At 37.3% G+C, this 20,187-nt stretch carries 21 protein-coding genes and 1 pseudogene; 10 read left to right on the plus strand and 12 right to left on the minus strand.

Features of this window, described 5'->3' with window-relative positions; all coding sequences use genetic code 11:
* Positions 1-28 precede the first annotated feature (28 nt).
* The 9 genes from A9996_RS09175 (at position 29) to A9996_RS09210 (ending at position 7,399) form a co-directional block, all read left to right on the plus strand.
* The gene (locus A9996_RS09175) at positions 29-649 is read left to right on the plus strand and encodes a hypothetical protein (protein WP_066433507.1); all 621 of its coding nucleotides are present in this window, start codon (positions 29-31) and stop codon (positions 647-649) included.
* A 28-nt stretch (positions 650-677) separates the two neighbouring features.
* Positions 678-842, plus strand: coding sequence for a hypothetical protein (locus A9996_RS20555; RefSeq protein WP_248912336.1), 165 nt, complete (start codon positions 678-680; stop codon positions 840-842).
* Positions 823-1,116: a nitrous oxide reductase accessory protein NosL gene (locus tag A9996_RS09180; protein WP_248912337.1), complete on the plus strand. Its 294-nt coding sequence runs from the start codon at positions 823-825 to the stop codon at positions 1,114-1,116. Before A9996_RS20555 ends, A9996_RS09180 begins: the two co-directional genes overlap by 20 nt.
* Before the next feature lie 4 nt (positions 1,117-1,120).
* Positions 1,121-2,356, plus strand: coding sequence for a nitrous oxide reductase family maturation protein NosD (locus tag A9996_RS09185; protein ID WP_066433509.1), 1,236 nt, complete (start codon positions 1,121-1,123; stop codon positions 2,354-2,356).
* Positions 2,350-3,057, plus strand: coding sequence for an ABC transporter ATP-binding protein (locus A9996_RS09190; protein ID WP_066433511.1), 708 nt, complete (start codon positions 2,350-2,352; stop codon positions 3,055-3,057). Before A9996_RS09185 ends, A9996_RS09190 begins: the two co-directional genes overlap by 7 nt.
* Positions 3,050-3,832, plus strand: coding sequence for an ABC transporter permease (locus A9996_RS09195; RefSeq protein ID WP_066433513.1), 783 nt, complete (start codon positions 3,050-3,052; stop codon positions 3,830-3,832). The genes A9996_RS09190 and A9996_RS09195 overlap by 8 nt, the downstream gene beginning before the upstream one ends.
* Positions 3,833-3,904: 72 nt before the next feature.
* A complete protein-coding gene (locus A9996_RS09200; RefSeq protein WP_066433515.1) occupies positions 3,905-4,300 on the plus strand; it encodes a hypothetical protein in 396 nt (131 codons plus the stop codon).
* 102 nt (positions 4,301-4,402) lie between these two features.
* Positions 4,403-5,248: a hypothetical protein gene (locus tag A9996_RS09205; RefSeq protein ID WP_066433532.1), complete on the plus strand. Its 846-nt coding sequence runs from the start codon at positions 4,403-4,405 to the stop codon at positions 5,246-5,248.
* Between the two features lie 150 nt (positions 5,249-5,398).
* A complete protein-coding gene (locus tag A9996_RS09210; RefSeq protein ID WP_066433535.1) occupies positions 5,399-7,399 on the plus strand; it encodes a TonB-dependent receptor plug domain-containing protein in 2,001 nt (666 codons plus the stop codon).
* 1 nt (position 7,400) lies between these two features.
* Here A9996_RS09210 and A9996_RS09215 read toward each other — a convergent pair whose 3' ends face one another.
* The 12 genes and pseudogenes from A9996_RS09215 to A9996_RS09270 all read right to left on the minus strand — a co-directional run bounded on the left by A9996_RS09215 (position 7,401) and on the right by A9996_RS09270 (position 19,405).
* Positions 7,401-7,862, minus strand: a complete 462-nt coding sequence (locus A9996_RS09215; protein ID WP_066433541.1) for a hemerythrin domain-containing protein — start codon at positions 7,860-7,862, stop codon at positions 7,401-7,403.
* Positions 7,834-9,039, minus strand: coding sequence for a hypothetical protein (locus A9996_RS09220; protein ID WP_066433543.1), 1,206 nt, complete (start codon positions 9,037-9,039; stop codon positions 7,834-7,836). The genes A9996_RS09215 and A9996_RS09220 overlap by 29 nt, the downstream gene beginning before the upstream one ends.
* A 170-nt stretch (positions 9,040-9,209) precedes the next feature.
* A complete protein-coding gene (ric, locus tag A9996_RS09225; protein ID WP_066433545.1) occupies positions 9,210-9,941 on the minus strand; it encodes an iron-sulfur cluster repair di-iron protein in 732 nt (243 codons plus the stop codon).
* A gap of 99 nt (positions 9,942-10,040) precedes the next feature.
* Entirely contained in the window at positions 10,041-10,475 is a 435-nt protein-coding gene (locus tag A9996_RS09230; protein ID WP_066433548.1) for an RrF2 family transcriptional regulator, read from the minus strand.
* 91 nt (positions 10,476-10,566) lie between these two features.
* The gene (locus A9996_RS09235) at positions 10,567-11,268 is read right to left on the minus strand and encodes a sulfite exporter TauE/SafE family protein (protein ID WP_066433550.1); all 702 of its coding nucleotides are present in this window, start codon (positions 11,266-11,268) and stop codon (positions 10,567-10,569) included.
* Positions 11,269-11,715: a FixH family protein gene (locus A9996_RS09240; protein WP_066433558.1), complete on the minus strand. Its 447-nt coding sequence runs from the start codon at positions 11,713-11,715 to the stop codon at positions 11,269-11,271.
* Positions 11,716-11,793: 78 nt separating this feature from the next.
* Positions 11,794-13,219: pseudogene (gene ccoG, locus A9996_RS09245) on the minus strand (cytochrome c oxidase accessory protein CcoG).
* 68 nt (positions 13,220-13,287) lie between these two features.
* A complete protein-coding gene (locus A9996_RS09250; RefSeq protein ID WP_066433563.1) occupies positions 13,288-14,238 on the minus strand; it encodes a cbb3-type cytochrome c oxidase N-terminal domain-containing protein in 951 nt (316 codons plus the stop codon).
* Positions 14,235-14,420 carry a cytochrome C oxidase subunit IV gene (locus tag A9996_RS09255; RefSeq protein ID WP_066433566.1) on the minus strand — a complete coding sequence of 62 codons (186 nt, stop codon included), beginning with the start codon at positions 14,418-14,420 and terminating at the stop codon, positions 14,235-14,237. The genes A9996_RS09250 and A9996_RS09255 overlap by 4 nt, the downstream gene beginning before the upstream one ends.
* 5 nt (positions 14,421-14,425) lie before the next feature.
* Positions 14,426-16,609, minus strand: coding sequence for a cytochrome-c oxidase, cbb3-type subunit I (gene ccoN, locus A9996_RS09260; protein ID WP_066433569.1), 2,184 nt, complete (start codon positions 16,607-16,609; stop codon positions 14,426-14,428).
* 8 nt (positions 16,610-16,617) lie between these two features.
* Positions 16,618-16,803 (minus strand): cbb3-type cytochrome oxidase assembly protein CcoS, encoded by a 186-nt coding sequence (ccoS, locus tag A9996_RS09265; protein ID WP_066433571.1) that lies wholly within the window; start codon positions 16,801-16,803, stop codon positions 16,618-16,620.
* 226 nt (positions 16,804-17,029) lie between these two features.
* Positions 17,030-19,405, minus strand: coding sequence for a heavy metal translocating P-type ATPase (locus A9996_RS09270; RefSeq protein ID WP_066433573.1), 2,376 nt, complete (start codon positions 19,403-19,405; stop codon positions 17,030-17,032).
* Positions 19,406-19,496: 91 nt separating this feature from the next.
* On the opposite strand from A9996_RS09270, the gene A9996_RS09275 reads away from it, so the two are divergent.
* The gene (locus A9996_RS09275; RefSeq protein WP_317047095.1) at positions 19,497-20,186 is read left to right on the plus strand and encodes a Crp/Fnr family transcriptional regulator; all 690 of its coding nucleotides are present in this window, start codon (positions 19,497-19,499) and stop codon (positions 20,184-20,186) included.
* Position 20,187: the final 1 nt, after the last annotated feature.

Here is a 20,187-nt window from a genome sequence, read left to right on the forward strand (position 1 = left end):
CAATATTTCAACATTAAATCTTTAAAAGATGAAAACGGCTGGCATTATAATGATAATCGGTTCATTGCTTTTACTCGGACTCTTCAAATATCCTTTATGGAATATCATGCTCGGAGCCCCACAATATCCCGATCCTTTAGGAATGGATATTTATATAACTGGTATTCAAGGTGTAGATGAGTTCGACCTTCAAAATATAGATGGCCTCAACCACTATATTGGTATGAAAACAATTCCTAAACCCGAAGAGATGTGGGAGTTTTCTGTTTTTCCTAAAGTTATTCTTGGCATGTCTATTTTAGGTGTTGTTATTGGAATTTTAGGGTTTTTTAATAAAGTAAGTTATAAGTTCTTTTTAGGTTGGTTTATTTTAATGACTGCTTTAGGTGTTGCGGGAATGTATGATTTCAATAATTGGTTAATTGATTATGGAAGTAATCTCGACCCCAATGCCATTATCAAAGTTACGAATCCTGACGGAACTCCCATGAGCTACAAACCGCCTTTAATCGGCTATCAAAAACTACTAAATTTTGATGTGGACTCTTGGCCTCATATAGGAGGGTACCTTATGTTTGTAGGGATGTCCTTAACGCTTGTAGCGTTTTGGTTGGGACGAAGAGCAAGCTTAAAGAGGACCACACAGTAAACGCTGTTCTTACAAAAACACTAAAATCATGAAAACACTAAAACACATTTCAATTCTGACATTATTACTATTAATGTTAGGTTGCAATGCATCTCCACAGCCCATAGACTACGGCAGCGATGGATGCAGTTATTGCAAAATGACCATTGTAGATAAAACGCATGCGGCAGAAATTGTTAACCAAAAAAAATAAAGCTTATAAATTTGATGCTACAGAATGCATGGTCAATTTTATGGAGGAATTTGAAAGTTCAGAAATTGAACTCTATCTCTCCAATAATTATTCAGAACCAGGCACTTTGATTGATGCCAAAAAGGCCACATTTTTGATCAGTAAAAATATTCCAAGTCCTATGGGAGCCTTTCTTTCAGCTTTTGAGAAAAAAACCGATGCTGAAAACGTGCAAGCTGATAAAGAGGGCGATCTTTATTCGTGGGAAGAGTTACTATCACATCTTAAAGAGTAACAACATGAAAAAGTTAGTCGTTTTTTTGACAGTCATTTTAATGATGGATTTAGCTCTTGCCCAAACTTTGGAAGTATGTAAAACCTGTCCCATCTCCTCTATAAAAGCAGCCTTAGCCAAAGCCAAGGACTTTGATACCATTGTGGTTAAAAAGGGTACATACAGAGAGCATAACGTTGTTGTAGATAAACCACTCACCATCATCGGAAAAAATTATCCTGTGATTGATGGCGAAAATAAAGGTGAAATCATCACCATTGTATCCGATAACGTTACCGTCGATGGATTACATATTATGAATGTAGGAACCAGTTATACAGAAGATTATGCTGCAGTTCGAGTGCAACGCAGCAAGAATTTTTTGATCCAAAATTTAGTTCTTGAAAGATTGTTTTTCGGAATTTATATCGAAAGATCAAGCGATGGAAAAATCTTAAATAATAAGATTATTGGCGATGCAGTGGAAGAATATAATTCTGGAAATGGCATCCAATTATGGTATAGCAAAAATGTGGAAATCGAGGATAATATCGTTCAGCATGTAAGGGACGGCATTTATCTGGAGTTTTCTGATTTTTGTACCATCAAAAACAATCTCAGTTCTTTAAACGTGCGCTACGGACTTCATTTTATGTTCTCCAATGACGATGTGTATCAAGACAATGAATTTTCAAATAATGGTGCAGGTGTGGCCGTCATGTTTTCCAAACGGATAAAAATGTATAATAATTTGTTTAAGGATAATTGGGGAAGTGCATCCTATGGCATGCTGCTCAAAGAAATCAACGATGCTGAAATCATTGGAAACACGTTTCAGGACAATACAATCGGCATCAACATAGAAGGCTCAAACAGGATCATTTATAAGCGTAATAATTTTAGCAACAATGGTTGGGCCATCAAGGTACGTGGCGCTTGCTATGAGAATTCTTTTACCGAAAATAATTTTCTATATAACTCGTTTGATATGGCCTACAATAGTAACGTCAACGACAATACCTTCGATCGTAATTACTGGAGTAATTATACGGGTTACGACCTAAATAAAAACGGCATTGGAGATATCCCTTTCAGGCCGGTTAAATTATTTTCGTATATCGTGAACCGTACGCCGGAAACCATCATTTTATTGCGAAGCATGTTTATAGATATTATCGATTTTTCCGAAAAAGTATCGCCTGTATTCACTCCAGATGATTTGTTGGACAATAACCCCTTAATGAAAAAAGTCACATGGTAACAATAAAAGGTTTATATAAAAAATTCGGAAAGCAGCAGGTATTAAGCGGGTTGGATTTGAGCATTAGCGAAGGCGGAATTTTCGCAATCCTCGGACCAAACGGTTCTGGAAAAACCACTTTGATCAAATCTGTTTTGGGAATGGTCATTCCTGATAAGGGAGAGATTTCAGTATTGGGCAAAAACATCAAAAAGAATTCAGAATACCGTCATAAAATTGATTATTTACCCCAAATAGCGAATTTCCCAAGTAATTTAAAAGTTAAGGAATTGATCAAAATGATCAAGGATTTAAGAAAACCGACCCATGAAGATGAACGCTTGATAGAGCTGTTCAAATTGACGCCCTTTTTGGATAAAAAACTGGGCACGCTTTCAGGAGGCACGAAACAAAAAGTGAATTTGGTATTAACCTTCATGTTTGATAGTCCCATAGTAATTTTGGATGAGCCCACATCTGGTTTGGATCCTATTTCAATGCTCCGATTAAAAGATTTGATCCAAGCTGAAAAAGAAAAAGGAAAAACCATCTTGATCACCTCTCATATTATGAGTTTTGTTGAAGAAGTGTCAGATGAGATTGTCTTTATTTTAGAAGGTAAAATTTACTTTAAAGGCACCATATCCGAATTAAAAACCAAGACCGATCAGCCAGATTTCGAACATGCTATTGCGTCCATCTTAACCGAAAACCATGCTTAAAATATTAAAATACAGTTTTTATGACCTGATGCGCAGCCGCTGGAGTTACGTCTATTTTGCGTTCTACCTCTTGCTTGGCATCGTATTGTTGTTTTTAAATAACGATTTGTCAAAAGCGGTCATCACCCTCATGAATGTCATTATAATATTAGTTCCTTTGATAGGAACTATTTTTGGAGTGATGTATTATTACAATAATAAAGAATTTACAGAATTACTTTTGGCACAGCCATTAAAAAGATCCTCCATATTCTTGGGTCAATATTTAGGCGTTGCCATTTCTTTATCCATGAGCTTGATATTGGGACTGGGATTACCATTCGTGTTTTATGGCCTGTTTGAAAGTAGTGCCATTTGGGATTTTTCTTTATTGTTGATTACTGGCACGTTTCTGACCCTGATTTTTACAGCCTTGGCGTTTAATATTGCTTTGTCCAATGAAAATAAAATAAAAGGTTTTGGCTATGCAATTTTGCTTTGGCTCTTTTTAGGGGTTATCTATGATGGGATTTTTTTAATGGTCTTGATAGGCTTTGAAGATTATCCTTTAGATAAAGTGTCCTTAATTGGTACCATGCTCAATCCGATAGATTTATCTAGAACCTTAATCTTGTTGAAATTGGATATCTCTGCGTTGTTAGGCTACACAGGCGCTATTTTTAAACAATTTTTCGGAACCAATTACGGCTTGATTGTTTCTTTTATCGCCCTGTCTTTATGGGTAATTCTACCCGTATTGCGCATGACCATAACCTCGAAGAAAAAAGATTTTTAAGTTTCATGAGATTGTAGCATGATGCTGATAATTGTCATATACAACTCAGCATCGAAAGTTTAAATTTGCAGTATGATTGCAACCATTGCACATAAAATCACGGCCTTTGTTTTGGTGTTTATATTATTTGCACATAATATCAATACCCTAGTGATTATTGGTGATTTCATGGTAAATCAAGCAATCATAGCAAAAAATTTGTGCGTGCAAAAAGATAATCAACAGGGCTGTAATGGTAAATGTCAGTTGACCAAACAAATTAAACAAAGCACGCCAGATTCCAACACCGACTTGCCAGCGCAAGAAACCAGACGCATGTCTTTAGATGCCTTTTGTTTGTTTGAAACAGAGCTAACAGAAGCCCAAAATGAGATTATTGCTAGGGTTCAAAATTTGCCTTTTGAATATACACAGCGCATTATCCTTCGCTATCAGGACATCGAAACGCCACCACCAAACTTTAGTTAATTTTTTCCGGTATAAAAAAACCTATGGTTTTACTTTTCTAGCTTGTTAGTAACAAGCGAGCAGGAAGTTATAAGCTTATTTTAAACCAAATACACAAAAAAAATGAAACTAAAATATATCATCCCAATTCTTTGCGTCGCTCTATTGACACTCTCATGTTCTACTGATGACGATACTGACCCAATAATTAATGAAGTGGAAGATCTTGTCAAAATTAAAGAACTGACCAATGCCACGCATACCATTGAACTGTTCAATGCTTCTGGCACATTTAAAACAGGCTATAATGCCATAAGTATCCGCATAAAAGATAATGCTGCCAACACTTATGTTACAAATGCGACATTATCTTGGATGCCCGTGATGCAGATGCCGACGATGCAACATTCCGCTCCAAAATCTGATATTTCAAAAGCTCTGGCTAAGAAGACGGTTTACGACGGATTTATCGTTTACCAAATGGCCAATCTTGATGGTTCAGGATGGTCTTTAACCATAAATTATACCATTAATGGCACTAATTATATGGCCAGTTCAGACATTGTTGTGATGCAAAGTGAGTACCAAAATGTGACCAGTTTTATGGGTGCAGACGGTAAGCGCTATCTTATGGCTATAGTGGAACCGCAAGATCCTAAAATAGGGATTAACACGCTGAAAGTTGGGTTGTACACAATGGAAACCATGATGTCCTTTCCAAAGGTTGAGGGTTTTAGAATGACCTTGGATCCGCGTATGCCAGGCATGGGAAATCACAGTTCTCCAAACAATACAGATTTGACCTATAATATGACAGATGGACTATATGAGGGTAATTTGTCCTTAACCATGACAGGCTATTGGGTGCTTAATCTGAAATTGTTGAACGCTGCTGATGAGGTCCTCAAAGGGGAAAATGTTACTGAACAAAATCCGAAAAGTTCACTCTATTTGGAGCTCGAATTTTAACCCATTCTTTTTTAATTAAGCTATCTAAACACTTTGTTCTGTCAGATCCGAAATCTCGGAAGAGCGCAGTCGAAACCATTTCAAACTGAGATTATTCTCTTCCGAAATTTCGGAACTGACAGATAAGATAGCTTTATAACAACTACAACAATGAAAAAGCTCATTATAGTGATGATTGGGGTGCTTTTTAGCGGAGTTACGTTCGCTCAAGAAGAGATCAATACTACTAAAAAAGATACGACCAAATTGGATGAAATCACTTTGGTTGGCAGACGTAAATTAAGCAATTACCGTCAGGAAAAAACCTTGTCAAGTATTGATGATTATTTAGAAAAGTCGAATAAAATTACCATGATCAAACGTGGTAATTACGCTTGGGAACCGTCCATGAACAACATGAACAGTGAGCGTTTGAACGTGACTATTGATGGCATGCAAATTTTTGGCGCGTGTACTGATAAAATGGATCCGATTACCTCTTATGTAGATGTATCCAATTTACAGAAAGTAAGCGTTGGTTCTGGGCAATCGGGTTCAGAAAATGGACACACCATTGGTGGGGGGATTGATTTGCAGTTGCCAAATTCTAAATTTCACCAATCTGGATTAAAAACTAGTATCGATTTGGGTTACGAAACCAACGGCAATTATAAAACAGGAGGTTTGGACCTTGAATATTCTGGGAACCGTTTTTACATTAATGCGGATGGTATTTATCGGAAGTCGGATAATTATGATGCTGGTAACAGTCAAGAAGTATTGTATTCACAATTCCATAAATATAACATATCCCTGCAAAGTGGGTATCAATTGAATGATCAACATACGTTGGAAGCCACTGTTATTTATGACAAAGCTACAGATGTTGGTTATCCTGCGTTGCCTATGGATGTTTCACTTGCTGAAGCTCTAATCACAGCAGTCACCCATAAGTATGAGAATGATTCGACCTTTGTACAGTCTTTAGAATCTAAACTGTATTTCAACACCATTACGCATATTATGGACGATTCCAAACGTCCTGATGTGCCTATTCAGATGGATATGCCAGGGTGGAGCGACACTTACGGATTTTATAGTAAAGCGTCAATGAACGCTAATAAACACGTACTTTCAGTCAATCTCAACGGATTCTACAATCGCTCATTGGCAGAAATGACCATGTACCCAAATGATCCCAACCAGTCTGCAATGTTTATGTATACGTGGCCTGATATAAGAACACTATATTCTGGTATTTATGCCAAAGATGTGTATGCATTTAATGACAATGCCTCCATTTCAGCAGCCATGCGCGTTGGGTTTCATCAAAATAAAATAGCCATAGAAACAGGTTTGGAAAGTCTTCAAATTTTTTATCCCGAAATTGGGGATACTAAAAACAGAGTGTTGTCAAGTTTCACAGCTAATTACCAGTTCAAAAAACATCATTATGATGTGTCTTTTGGTGCCGGGTATGGTGAAAGAGCACCATCTGTAAGTGAAGGTTACGGATTTTTCCTCTACAATAGTTTTGATAATTATGACTATATCGGAAACCCAACGTTAAATAATGAGAAAGCTTTCGAGGTTAATTTTCAAGCCAACTACCACGATGGGGATTTTCATTTAGGAGTGGAGACTTCTTATTTTTATATCATGGATTATATTATTGGAAGCATTGATCAAACCTTGAGTCCAATGACTATTGGTGCCAATGGGGTCCGCATATATAACGCGCTTGACAATGCCAGTATATTTGATGTGTATGTCAACTCATCTTATAAATTGTCGCCCGCATTTTCAGTTAATGGAACCGTGGGCTATAATTATGGAAGCGGCAGTAATAACAAAAACTTGCCATTGATAAAACCGATTTCCTATTTGGCAGAAGTTAATTATTCCGCAAAACAATTCAATGCCGCCATTCAATTGGAAGGGAATGGAAATCAAAGTCACTACAGCAGTTTTTATGGCGAAGATGAAACGCCATCATACGCTGTTCTAAATCTCAACCTGGGAAATGAAATGACTATTCAAGACAATAAATTTGTCCTAAAATACGGTATAGAAAATATTTTGGATACCACCTATTCTACGTATGCCGATTGGAATAATATCCCGAGACAGGGCCGAAACTTTTATATGAATATGTCCTACATCATCCAGTAAACTAACGCCAAAACTCGTCGTCCAATTTGTCCACAAAGCCTTCTTCATGATGAATATCGGCAATGAGGGCCAATTGGTCTTCGGTAGCGGCTTTCTGGATTTCTGGAAAAAGGACGCGTTCTTCAAAACGAATGTGTTGTTCTAATTCTTCCTCAATTTTGTGAAGGGATTTAAGCGTGTCTTCATCATCAGTAAACAAGCGTTTTAAGCGTCTGTGATCTGCTAACGCGCGTTTGATCAACTCATGGTCTTCATTTAATATTGGAAAAATATGGGTTTCTTCAAGTTCAAAATGCGGAATTAAATGGTTCTCATAAAACCAATCTGCATAGGTTTTGATGCGCTCTACTTCGATGTTTTTGCTGAAGCCACTTCTAATTTTCCAAGACAGTAAAAGGCCCTGGTGGTGCTCTCTGCTCAAAGGTTGAAGTGCTTTATGTCGTTTTAAAGGTTTTGGTGTCATAATTTTTGAGATTTAAAATGAAAAATAAGATGCCCAAAGGCAACAAGATACTGCATAACAGCAGGATCAAATAATAGTGTGGCAACATCCCCAGTCCTAAAAAGTAATAGACACCTTGTAGGATGAGTAATACTTCTGTGGAGACGAACCCTAATATAAAGGCGTAAATCCCAAAACTGAGGCTTTTAGTGTTTTTAGATTTTGAATAGTTCTGCAATAAAAAGGCAAATAAAAATCCGCTGATCACACCCAACATCATTAAATGGATGAACCCAATAACGAAGTTACGGTATTGGTGTGCCATTTCAGCAACTTGGGGCACAATAGACGCCGTTTGTAAAATAATCTTTAAGATAAAAGATACCAATGCCAGAGTGTACATCGCTTTGGTCACGTTTGAAATTCCTGACCAAAATTTTGGCCAATACGGTTTGAGCAACAGTATGAAATAATAGCCGGACAAGAGTTGCAATAAAACGCCCAGTCCGTTGATATAAAGCAATAGCGGATGAAATGCAAACCAGCTAACTGGCAAGGCAAAGGTAAGAACGGTAGCGGCGATAAGCGTATTGAAAAACCGTTTGAACAAGGCTTGGTTATCGATAGGGAATTGGTGCAGAAACACGGCCAATACGGCCAACATAAACCAACCATTAAATTGAAAATGCAAGAAAAATTGAATCGCGATTTGAAAAAAGGCCGAAGCCTGTCCCAAAATTGCTGCTGCAGGACCGAGGCACCAAACACCGATAGTCGATACGACCATAAATACCAAAGACGACTTGAGTAAATAGCGGACAAGAGGGGAGGTAACCTTATGGTTTTTCCAGACCAGGCTCACAAAATAATAGCTACAGAAAATGTGGAGGGATGAAAAAGTGATGGAAACGGCCGCATATCCTGTAAAAGGAAAGCTAATCATCATGCCGACTACGGTAAATTGAGTCAACCAAAATAACTTGTTGTAAATGGGTTTTTTCTCGGGAATGAAATAATGTACAATCAGAAGGTACAACATTAAATATACCCAGCCCAGCATTGCAACGTGAGAATGTGCATGCGTCAAATACCTGAAATTAAATGCTACCGGGTGTACAAAGAAGTAACGCAATGTTAAACCCATTAAAGCGGCTATCAAAAAGTTGATAAGACATACACCAATGAGTTTCTTTTGCATCTAATTTAGATTTGGCAGTACAAAGTTACTAATTATTGATAGAAAGAACACTTCCCATCGTTTCTCAATATACTGATGCTAATTTTTCCCTCATAGAAATAGATAAGAGCTCGCAGCAGATTAAGTAACGAAAAGGAAGTGTAACTTCAACAATCAAAACCAAATAAAAATTATTTAAAAGATTGCTCCAGCTTGATAGCTCCTGGGAACAAAATGTTATTTTCTAGGTGAATGTGCACATGCAGGTCTTTTTCAAATTCGTCCAACATAGCATAGGTTACTTTGTACGTATTACAAGCATCAGCGGGAGGCGTGTAGTTGTTAGTCAATTTCGCTATCACTTCAAAACGTTCGCCTTCAGCTTCATGTTCATCTTTCATCATTGCAATTGGGTTTTCAACGGTTTCAAATTGTGGGGATTCAATTTTAACGCCGTCAATTTTTGCTTCAACCATACGTTTGATGAAAGGAAAAAGAATAAGCTCTTCTTTTTTCATGTGTGATGCCAATTCTTTTGAACATCCAATAAAAAGGGCTGTAATTTCTAAAAGTTCCGGATGTCTTTGTCCATGCACTTTGCAAAGTTTATCTAAAAACTGGCGTAATACAGGTATTTTTTCTTCAACATAACGGTGGTGTTTTTTCTCAACATATTCTGCTAATAAATCTAATGGCCATGATCTGTAATCAATGGATTGCTCACCTTTAGAATTTTGGATTGCTGAAAGTTTGTCCAACAATTCATCGGCATCAATTTTATTTTTTGCGCATACTTCTTCAACAGTTCTATCGCCTTTACAGCAAAAATCGATACCATAGTTTGAAAATACGGCTGCAGTTCTGAAATCTTCAGCCACAAATTGGCCGATTTGTTTTTGTAAATCTTTATGTAATGTTTCCATAATTTTTTCCCATCCTTTAACACAAGGATTTGTTTGGGTGTTTTTAATTAGACAAAAGTTATTTCGGATAAAAATATCCTATTTATATTCAAATTTTTTTTACAGTTTTAAAAAGCTCACACCAGATTTGATATCAAGTGCCAGCTGTTCAAGGTTTGTGTTTTCCAACATATCTTTTAACTGATTTCTTATAGTCTTAAATTGGTCGTGTACAGGACAAGGGTGATTTTCATCGCACACATGCAACCCTAATCCGCAGCCATTGTATATGCTATCTCCATCAATGGCATTGACAATTTGCGAGAGTTTGATGGATGAGATGTCTTTTTTAGCGATTTCAAATCCGCCATAGGCGCCTTTTACAGAACTTATAATCTTATGTCTGACTAAGTCTTGTAAGATTTTTGCAGTAAATGCTACTGGTGAATCGATCTTTTTTGCAATTTCCTTTAGGCTCACACGCTTACCGTCATAAGAGTTAGACGCTATATAGATAGACGCTTTAAGACCGTATTCGCAAGCTTTAGAAAACATAGGTTAATGATTTAATTGACGCAAAGATAACACAAATATTAATTCGGACAAAATTATCCGTAATAAAATATATATTTTTATTTGAGAAGTTTTAATGACACTCTATGGTGCCTTGAGCCATTTCAGCCACAGGGGCAGGAGAGATGTAAGGGATGCCAAGGCCCATGCCGCGTAAAATAAACAAGATGCCAATAACTACCACAAATATAGGAATAGCTTTTTGAATGCGTTGCTTGATACTAGTGTTTAAGAATTTACCTAAATAAATAGCGGAAGTCATCAACGGGATGGTCCCGATACCAAATAAAGCCATATACAAACTGCCCATCAAGGCACCGTTCATAGCCAACGATGCAAAGACCGCCATATAAACCAAGCCACATGGCAAAAATCCGTTAAGGAAACCAATGGTAAGAAAGGTATCTGCCGTTTTTTTCTTTAGTGCTTGTCCTAAAGACGATTTGACTTTAGAAATAAGTTTATAAACAGGTTTTGAGAAGTTATATTTGTTGAAGGTTTTTGTAGGAATGAGCACCACAACGATCATCAAAACGCCGATAGCGATAGAGAGTTGTTGCTGAAGACCAAAAATATAAAGACTTTTCCCAACCAAGCCGAAGAAGAGCCCGATGAGACTATAGGCTAAAATGCGTCCGAAGTGGTAAGTGAAAATCTGGAATACTTTTTTGGTAGAATTTGTGCGGTCAACAGGCAACATAAAGGCGATTGGTCCACACATGCCTACGCAGTGGAAACTTCCCAATAAACCGAATATGAGTGCAGACCATAGCATCTAATACGTAATATCTTTTTTAAATATATAGGAGTTTCCGTTATATTGCCAATCTACTTTAATGTTCCAACGACCACCTACTAAACGTTTGTCAGGTATGAGCAAATTATGGTCAGACAATGAAATTATACTTTCAAAGTCTAATTGTTTACTAGATGGTCTATATAGGAACACTTTACCTGTAATGTCTGATGGATTCATGTTTTCAGGAAACGTAATGACTATTCCATTATCAGCACGCGTATATGTAATATCTTCTTCTAATGCCTGAGCATTTCTTTGTTTGTTGAGCTCATTTTCAAATTGCAACTCCTGCTTGTAATAGTTTTCTGTGACCATATCATGCTCATACTTTTTGTTGATGGTCATGGAAATCACAAAATATAATATAAAGCTTATAAAGCCTATAAACGCTAAGACAATGCCTGTACCCCAATTGAATTTCATAATCCTTTTTTTTTAAATTTGAACTTGAATTTGAACTTCAAATTCTACTTTATTGATTTCTCAATTTCAAAAATTCTATTACTTATAACTTCTAGGTCCTAAAAAGTTAACGGTTGTTGTTTCAATCAAGTCATCGTTACTGTAAACCTCAATCATCAATTTGTTCTTGTCTGAATTTAATTCACTTTGATCAATTTCAATAAACAAGGTGCCTTCTGCCAAACCTTGTTTTGGAACGGTAAAGCGATCTTCAGCAGAAACCAATATAATGGTGCCTTTATAAGTTCTCAATTTAAAGTTGATTTCTGGAATATCCCTAGTGGTTTTATTGATCAATTTATAGGTAAACACGTTGCTTATAATATTGTCTTCCTTATGTTCAAACAATTGACCAGGAAGTCTCAGTACTCGTGCTTCTACATCATTTCTTAACATTAACATGCCTATCAAAAGACCTGTTAAAATGAATAACACAGCAGAATAGCCTTTGAGTCGTGGTGTAAACTCGAATTTCTTTTTCTTTTCAATATTTTCTTCACTCGCATATCTGATAAGACCTTTTGGAAGGTTGATACTTTCCATAATATGGTCACACTCATCAATACATGCGGTACAGTTGACACATTCCAATTGTGTACCGTTTCTAATATCGATACCTGTTGGACATACATTTACACATTGGAAACAATCGATACAATCCCCATGACCCAGTGCTTCCCGATCTTCGTTTTTGCGGAATTTTTTTCTGCCATTTTCGGCTTCTCCACGTTTATGGTCGTAGGCCACAATGATAGATTTATTGTCTAACAAAACGCCTTGCAACCTTCCGTAAGGACAAGCTATAATACAAACCTGTTCTCTAAACCATGCAAACACAAAATAAAATACACCAGTAAAAATAACAAGAGATATTAATGTACTGGCATGAGCTGTTGGGCCTTCAACAATATAGCTGATCAATTTGTCACTGCCTATCACATAAGCCAAAAACACGTTGGCAATAATGAATGAGATGATTAAAAACAAGGTCCATTTTGAGGCACGCTTCTTTATTTTTTCAGCATTCCATTCCTGTCTATCCAAACGCATCTGGGCACCTCGGTCTCCATCAATCCAATATTCAATGCGTCTAAACACCATTTCCATAAAAATGGTTTGAGGGCATATCCATCCGCAGAAAATACGTCCGAAAGCCACCGTAAACAATGCTATGAAAATAACACCGATCAACATGGAGATGACAAAAAGATAAAAATCTTGAGGCCAAAACGGAAAGCCTAAAATATTAAAACGGCGTTCCAAGATGTTGAACATTAAAAACTGGTTGCCATTTATTTTAATAAAAGGCGCCAATAAAAGAAAAGACCAAAAGTACATAACTGACCCACTTGCGATAGTCGTAAAATCTGCCGCTGGGTTTTTTTGGAAATACCCATTTGCGATTACCTTCTTCAGTAAGTGTGCCTATGGTGTCTCTAAAGCTTTCGTTATCTGGTGTTTCCAAGATATTTGTTTATGATCTTAAGACTATGTTCAAAGTACTCCAGTGCGCACTTTTAAATAGTTAAGAGGTTATTTTTCAACGCTAATTACATCATCGGTTTTGTTCTCAATAGCTTCAGTGGGGATAGCGTCTTTTGGGGCATTTTCACTTGTCCAAATTTCACCTTCCGGATCCTTCGGTTTTGCAGGCGTTGTACCTTCAAAGGTCATTACGTAACTTGATACTTGAGCCATTTCATTAGGTTTTAAGGTTTGTTTCCAAGCAATCATTCCTTTTCCATTACGTCCACCTTCACTAATGGTGTTAAATATGTTTTTGATGCCACCACCTAAAATCCAATTCTTGTCAGTGAGGTTAGGCCCAATTCCACCACCGCCGTCTGCCATGTGGCATGCCACACAATTAGCTTCATAGATGGTTTTTCCATTTGATAAATCTGCAGCATCGGTTAAAACAATTACAGAATTGAAATCAACCATATCTTTTGCAGTTTTTTTATACTCTTCCAGCTCCACTTTGGCCTGCGCTAATGTGGTCTGTAATTCATCATATTGATTTTCTCCATCAAAAACGTGATAGCGCAACATGTACACAAAGGCAAAAATAATGGACGCATAAAACCCATAAAGCCACCATGGCGGAAGATCATTGTCCAGTTCTTTGATGCCGTCATAATTGTGGTCCAGCACAATTTCGCCTTCTTTTTCCATAGGTTTTGAGCCCAACATTTTTTTGTAGGTATTCTTAACCCATTCCACAATTCGTAAAGGTGACTTTTTAGTTGCTAAAAACCGTGCTTGAGCTGCTTCATCCAAGCTCTGGAACATCACATTCTCTAAGGCACCAACAATGGCTTCAATAGCCAGAAGAACTAGCACTACCAGTAAAAGGAAAAGCATGATCACGGGGTATTTCATAAATGCAGGTTCATTGCCAGCATCGACAAAAAATTCAATGAGTCCGAAAATAATTAAGAATATTAAGGGTACCCTGACGTAAGATGGGATTAAGTTTCTCATAGTGTAGTTTCGTTTTCGTTGTCTAAAGGAATATCACTCATTTTTTTGATATAATCTTTCTTTGCGGTAATCACCCAATAAAAAAGGGCAACGAAAAAAATGAAAAAGATAAGTAATGAGATCATCGGGTATATTTCTATCCCCGCAATACTGTCCATATGGTTTTTTACAAATTTTAGCATGATTCTTAGTTTTGTGTGGTTTCTAAATCTTGTAATTTAATATCAGTTCCTAAGCGCTGTAAGTAAGCAATTATGGCTACAATCTCACGATTTCGCATTTCTACGAAGTCTGCGCCGCTACTATTCTTATCGGCTTCATATGATTCCACAAAGTCTGGGTCAGAATATAGATTTTCTTCAATTTTCTCACCTTGTGCTGCCATGTGCTGCTGTGCGTTTGCAATCTCCTCATCAGTGTAAGGTACACCCAAGGTTACCATAGCTCTCATTTTGGTTTCTGTGTTTGACTTATCCAATTCGCTTTTAATTAACCATTTGTAAGCTGGCATAATCGATCCTGATGAGGTACTTTGAGGGTCATACATATGGTTGAAATGCCAATTGTCAGAATACTTGCCTCCAACTCTATGCAAATCAGGCCCAGTACGTTTACTTCCCCAAAGGAATGGATGGTCATACACAAATTCACCTGCTTTTGAGAATTCGCCATAGCGCTCAACTTCATCCCTAAAAGGTCTGACCATTTGAGAATGGCAACCTACACAACCCTCACGGATATAGAGATCCCTTCCTTCAAGTTCTAAAGGCGTATAAGGTTTGACACTGCTGATTGTTGGAATGTTCGATTTTACCATAATGGTTGGTACAATTTGTATGATACCTCCTATAAGTATCGCCACCGTAGCTCCAATAGTCAATTGAATTGGTCTACGCTCTAACCAACTGTGCCAATGTTCACCAGCAACTCGTTTTTTGGAAACACGTTGTAATGCTGGAGCTTCAGCAAGGTCATCAGTAACTTCGCTACCTTTTCTAATGGTTTGGACAACGTTGTAAATTAACACAATCATCCCCGTAATATAAAGGGTACCACCAATGGCACGCATCCAATACATTGGCATAATTTCAGTAACAGTTTCTAAGAAGTTACCGTAAACAAGGGTGCCGTCAGGATTAAATTGTTTCCACATACTGGCTTGGGTAAATCCTGCCACATACAATGGAAGGGCATACATAATAATCCCTAAAGTTCCAATCCAGAAATGTAAGTTAGCTAATCCAACAGAGTAAAGTTTAGTTTTTGTCATACGTGGAATCAACCAATAGATCATACCAAAGGCCAAGAATCCGTTCCATGCCAAGGCACCAACGTGAACGTGAGCAATAATCCAGTCGGTATAATGCGCAATCGCATTTACGTTTTTCAGAGATAACAGTGGCCCTTCAAAGGTGGCCATCCCGTAACCTGTAATGGCAACGACCATAAATTTTAAAACAGGGTCAGTTCTTACTTTGTCCCAAGCACCACGAAGTGTTAAGAGTCCGTTGATCATCCCGCCCCAAGAAGGCATCAAGAGCATTACAGAAAAGGCAACCCCTAAATTTTGTGCCCATTCCGGTAAGGCTGTATATAACAAATGGTGCGGTCCTGCCCAGATATAAATAAAAATTAAGGACCAGAAGTGGATTATGGAAAGACGGTAAGAATACACAGGCCTGTTAGCCGCTTTGGGCACAAAATAATACATAAGGCCCAAGAAAGGTGTTGTCAAGAAAAACGCCACGGCATTATGTCCATACCACCATTGCACCAGTGCATCCTGAACACCTGCATATACTGAGTAACTTTTGAAAGCGCCTACTGGCACCGCCAAACTATTAAAAATATGGAGGACAGCAACAGTTACAAATGTGGCGATGTAAAACCAAATTGCCACATATAAATGGCGTTGTCTTCTTCTTAAGATGGTTCCTATAAGATTCCATCCGAAAACCACCCATACCACAGCGATGGCAATATCAAATGGCCATTCCAATTCAGCATATTCCTTTGAAGATGAAAACCCTAATGGAAGCGTGATAGCAGCACCAACAATGATCAATTGCCACCCCCAAAAGTTGAAATTACTTAAGGCGTCACTGAACATCCGAGCTTTTAGCAAACGCTGTGACGAGTAATAAACGCCGGCAAAAATGGCATTCCCCACGAAGGCAAAAATCACTGCATTGGTGTGCAAGGGTCTCAATCTTCCAAAGCTCAACCATGAAATTCCGTCTGTAAGATTTGGGAAAAGAAATAAGAAAGCCAGTAATAGGCCCACCAACATCCCGATAAAGCCCCAAAACATGGTGGCATAAAGGAATTTTTTGACGATTTTATTATCGTAATAAAATTGTTGCATTTCCATAGTAAAAATTATTCTTGATTAGTTAGTTTTGATTTTTTTGGTTTTTCTTTTATTAATTCATCTTCAAAAAGCATACGCACTGATGGTGTATAACTGTCATCATATTGGCCACTCTTTACTGCAAAAATAAAGGCGATAAAAAAAATGACAGCAACTATAATGCTGATGGTCAGTAAAATGTATATAACGCTCATACCTATTAGAAGTTATGGATCAAAATTACGTTTGAAGCCATGGTTATTTTATGATATTTATCATGTTTGAGATTTATTTTTCCTCTAAAACAGAATGGGTTTTAAAATAAAACAATAGAAACTTTCGGTTCAAATCTATACAATTTTTTCTTAAAAAGGCTCTTTGAAATTGTATTGCAATTGACAAAGGAAAATAAAAGGGTCATATAAATTTTTTAAAATTGACTTATCTTAACCTTCGCGACGTCCAATTAGTTGCAAGTGTGGTAAATACAACCACGCTAATGGAGCTTAAAGGCATTAATATGGCGGCAATTACAGGTGCCAATTGACCGGTGACTGCAAAATAAACCCCAACCACGTTGTACATGAATGATAATACGAAACTCCATTTTACAATTTTGATGGCTGATTTTGACAATTTAATGAAGTTGCCTAGGTTATTAAACTTGTCAGCATCCAAGATGGCATCACACGCAGGAGAGAACACATTCACGTTCTCTGATAATGCAATACCAACATTACTTTGCGCCAAAGCTCCGGCATCATTCAGCCCGTCGCCAATCATCATGACTTTTGCACCTTCACTTTGATGGTATTTAATGTAGTGCAATTTATCTTCTGGTTTTTGGTTAAATAACATTTTCGTTTTTACAGGAAGCAATTTTTTCAAATTTTCCAATTCGCCTTCGTTATCTCCAGATAAAATAGCCAAATCATAATGTTTTTTCAGCTTATTGAATAATTGTGACAGTCCTTTTCTATAGCTATTGTAAAACGTATATTTCCCTTTGTAGTCATTATTACTGCTGATATGAACAGATGTATTGAGTAACGCCATCTCATTGGTTTTGCCAACAAAATTGGCAGATCCAATTTTGATGCTATCCTGTTGGTGCACCCCTTCAATGCCTTGTCCCAAATGTTCTTCAAACTGATCGAGTGTAATAATGTCATTTTGATTTAGAAGGCTATAAAGCGTTCTGCTCAGCGGATGGTTGGAACCTCTCAATGTGTTTTTTAGCAGAATTTCTTCCGATGGAGAAAGAGACAATCCTTCATAAGTAGCTGTACTTTGTTTGTTGGAAGTGATGGTTCCGGTTTTGTCAAAAATAATGGTGTCAATAGCCGCCATTTGTTCAATGACGGTTGCATTTTTTAGATAGAATTTATGTTTCCCAAATATGCGCAACATATTACCAAGCGTAAATGGTGCAGCTAAAGCAATGGCGCAAGGGCATGCAATGATCAAAACTGAAGTAAAGACGTTTAAGGCTTTACTAGAGTCTGCAAATAACCAAAAAGTTGTAGACACGAAAGCAATGCTCAACACCACAATGGTAAACCGCTTGCTTATTACGTTTGTTAAAGTGGTAAAGTCATCTTCTTTTGTTTTATTGAACACGTCATTACCCCATAATTGTGTTAAGTAACTTTGCTCCACACTTTTTAAGGCCTCCATTTCAATGCTCCCCGAGGTTTGCTTCCCGCCGGCAAAAAGTTTATCGCCCGATTCTTTCCTCACAGCTTCCGATTCTCCAGAGACAAAACTATAATCAATCTTTGCTTTTCCTTTGATAAGCACACCATCTACTGGAATCAATTCCTCATTTCTTATGAGCAATCGGTCGCCTTTTTCAATATCATAAACTTGTACAGGCTGCTCCGTACCATTTTTCAATATTTTGGTAATGGCAATTGGAAAATAGGACTTATAATCCCGCTCAAACGATAAAAAGGAATAGGTTTTTTGCTGGAAAAATTTACCTAATAATAGAAAGAATAGCAATCCCGTCAAACTATCGAAAAAGCCAGAACCTAAATCGAACATAATATCTACTGTACTCCTTAAAAATAGAACCACGATGCCTAGGGCGATTGGCACATCGATATTCAGAATTTTGGCGCGCAATCCTTTGTAAGCAGATATAAAATAATCTGAGGCTGCATAAAACACAACTGGTAATGAAAACGCAAACATTAACCATCTAAAAAGAGGTTTGTACTGCTCCAGCCAAAACTCATTGACCTCAAAATATTCTGGAAAAGATAAAAACATAACGTTCCCAAAGGCAAAACCTGCAATTCCAAGCTTGTATATAAGGGAGCGATTGACGTGGTTCTTTCCAGTAGAAAAATCCGCGAGACTGATGTAAGGCTCATAACCAATAGAGCTGAGCAAAATGACCACTTCTTTTAAGCTGTATGTTTCAGAATTAAATTGAAGACGTACTGTTTTCTTTCCAAAATCAACTTGAGGTGAGGATATGTTCGTGTTAAGTTTGTTTAAGTTTTCAAGAATCCAAATGCAAGAACTACAATGTATTTGAGGAATGTAGAGTGTTACTATTTGTGATTTGCCATCATCAAACTCTACTAATTTGTCAATAATATTTTGCTGGGAAAGGAAGTCATATTTTCCTTGAATGTCTTTAGGTGTGGTGCCCGGATTTGATTGTAGGTCATAATAGCAGGTGAGATCATTTTCTGAGAAAATCTCATAAACGGTCTTACAGCCTTGACAACAAAATGATTTTTCGTCAAAAATGATTGTGGACGCATCACATGGATCGCCACAGTGGAAACAGCCAGATTGCTCCATAATTATGCTCAGTTATACCTGGTGCAAAGGTGCAAAATGATAGCTGTTTAAACTATGATATTAGTCATGTTTTTCATAATTTTGAAGGCCAATGACAAGAGGTATGAGTAGTTGTGAACAGTGTATTGCACGTCAGTTGAATTCCATGAATACGTTGACAAAAGACGAGCTTAAACAGGTTTCTGCATGTAAGATCACACGATCTTATAAAAAAGGTGATATTATTTTTAATGAAAACGAAATGCTCAATGGTGTCTATTGCGTCAGGGAAGGCATCTGCAAATTGACCAAAATGAGTGAAAATGGGAAAGATCAAACCATTAAATTACTTGGCGAGGGTGAGTTGATTGGCCAGCGTTCTATTATCAGTGAAGAGCGTACTAATTTGAGTGCCATTGCATTAAATGATGTCAAGGTGTGCTTTGTGCCAAAAGAGCAGATTCTCAGTAACATTAAATCCAACCAAGAATTTTCTTTTAAAGTGTTGCAGAGTCTGGCCCAAGATTTAAGAGAAGCGGAAGACGATTTAATAAATATGGCCCAAAAGACCGTCAGGCAACGGTTGGCTGAAGCCTTAATATATGTGAGTAAAAGTTTTGGAGTAAATGAAGATGGGTATTTAAGTGTCAACTTATCGCGTGAGGAATATGCCAGTATTGTGGGGACTGCCACCGAGTCGGCCATTAGGATTTTATCACAGTTTAAAAAAGAAGGTCTGATTTCTACCCAAGGCAAAACGATAAAAATCGAAAATTTGAATGATTTGGGGCGCGTAGAATAAT

The organism is Gelidibacter algens (genome assembly GCF_001678675.1).
GTDB lineage: Bacteria > Bacteroidota > Bacteroidia > Flavobacteriales > Flavobacteriaceae > Gelidibacter > Gelidibacter algens.

Bases quoted from the DNA above. Each gene is read 5' to 3' on its own strand.
- A9996_RS09215 (WP_066433541.1), bottom strand. From the start codon at position 7,862: ATGACACCAAAACCTTTAAAACGACATAAAGCACTTCAACCTTTGAGC.
- A9996_RS09195 (WP_066433513.1), top strand. From the start codon at position 3,050: ATGCTTAAAATATTAAAATACAGTTTTTATGACCTGATGCGCAGCCGC.
- ric (WP_066433545.1), bottom strand. From the start codon at position 9,941: ATGGAAACATTACATAAAGATTTACAAAAACAAATCGGCCAATTTGTG.
- A9996_RS09190 (WP_066433511.1), top strand. From the start codon at position 2,350: ATGGTAACAATAAAAGGTTTATATAAAAAATTCGGAAAGCAGCAGGTA.
- A9996_RS09235 (WP_066433550.1), bottom strand. From the start codon at position 11,268: ATGCTATGGTCTGCACTCATATTCGGTTTATTGGGAAGTTTCCACTGC.
- A9996_RS09220 (WP_066433543.1), bottom strand. From the start codon at position 9,039: ATGCAAAAGAAACTCATTGGTGTATGTCTTATCAACTTTTTGATAGCC.
- A9996_RS09175 (WP_066433507.1), top strand. From the start codon at position 29: ATGAAAACGGCTGGCATTATAATGATAATCGGTTCATTGCTTTTACTC.
- A9996_RS09240 (WP_066433558.1), bottom strand. From the start codon at position 11,715: ATGAAATTCAATTGGGGTACAGGCATTGTCTTAGCGTTTATAGGCTTT.
- A9996_RS09275 (WP_317047095.1), top strand. From the start codon at position 19,497: ATGACAAGAGGTATGAGTAGTTGTGAACAGTGTATTGCACGTCAGTTG.
- A9996_RS09270 (WP_066433573.1), bottom strand. From the start codon at position 19,405: ATGGAGCAATCTGGCTGTTTCCACTGTGGCGATCCATGTGATGCGTCC.
- A9996_RS09210 (WP_066433535.1), top strand. From the start codon at position 5,399: ATGAAAAAGCTCATTATAGTGATGATTGGGGTGCTTTTTAGCGGAGTT.
- A9996_RS20555 (WP_248912336.1), top strand. From the start codon at position 678: ATGAAAACACTAAAACACATTTCAATTCTGACATTATTACTATTAATG.
- A9996_RS09255 (WP_066433566.1), bottom strand. From the start codon at position 14,420: ATGCTAAAATTTGTAAAAAACCATATGGACAGTATTGCGGGGATAGAA.
- A9996_RS09200 (WP_066433515.1), top strand. From the start codon at position 3,905: ATGATTGCAACCATTGCACATAAAATCACGGCCTTTGTTTTGGTGTTT.
- ccoS (WP_066433571.1), bottom strand. From the start codon at position 16,803: ATGAGCGTTATATACATTTTACTGACCATCAGCATTATAGTTGCTGTC.
- A9996_RS09205 (WP_066433532.1), top strand. From the start codon at position 4,403: ATGAAACTAAAATATATCATCCCAATTCTTTGCGTCGCTCTATTGACA.
- A9996_RS09250 (WP_066433563.1), bottom strand. From the start codon at position 14,238: ATGAGAAACTTAATCCCATCTTACGTCAGGGTACCCTTAATATTCTTA.
- ccoN (WP_066433569.1), bottom strand. From the start codon at position 16,609: ATGGAAATGCAACAATTTTATTACGATAATAAAATCGTCAAAAAATTC.
- A9996_RS09230 (WP_066433548.1), bottom strand. From the start codon at position 10,475: ATGTTTTCTAAAGCTTGCGAATACGGTCTTAAAGCGTCTATCTATATA.
- A9996_RS09185 (WP_066433509.1), top strand. From the start codon at position 1,121: ATGAAAAAGTTAGTCGTTTTTTTGACAGTCATTTTAATGATGGATTTA.